This is a genomic window from Virgibacillus sp. M23 (genome assembly GCF_034190895.1).
In the GTDB taxonomy this organism is placed as follows: Bacteria; Bacillota; Bacilli; order Bacillales; family Amphibacillaceae; genus Virgibacillus; species Virgibacillus salarius.
Window position 1 is genome coordinate 1 of record NZ_JAWDHA010000294.1, and the last position, 428, is coordinate 428.

Below are 428 nucleotides of genomic sequence, written 5' to 3' on the forward strand. Positions count from 1 at the left end.
TGGTAGGACAGATGTCCAGGCACGCGGTGCAGCGGCCGCAGTGTTCGGTGGCGTGGGGTGGGTCCACCGGCAATGGCAAATCGACAAACAGTTCGCTGAGGAAGAAATAGCTGCCGGCCTTGCGATTGAGGACCAGGGTGTTTTTGCCGATCCAGCCGAGGCCGGCCTGCTCGGCGATGGCTTTTTCCAGGACCGGCGCGCTGTCGACGAAGGCACGAAAGCCGAACGGCCCGATCTGCGCCTGGATACGGTCGGCCAGTTGCGGCACACGCTTGCGGATCTGCTTGTGATAGTCCCGGCCCAGGGCGTAGCGCGAGATATAGGCTTTTTCCGGCTGGGCCAGCAGTTGCGCCATCTGGGTGTCGCCGGGCAGGTAATCCATGCGCAGCGACACCACGCGCAAGGTGCCCGGCACCAGCTCGTCGGGG

The 428-nt window shown here is 64.5% G+C and carries 1 protein-coding gene; it reads right to left on the bottom strand.

The genetic code is table 11. The annotated features are described in order from the left end of the window. A partial coding sequence (gene queG, locus RVS70_RS22630; RefSeq protein WP_321134982.1) for a tRNA epoxyqueuosine(34) reductase QueG occupies window positions 1-428 on the bottom strand: 428 nt, incomplete at both ends.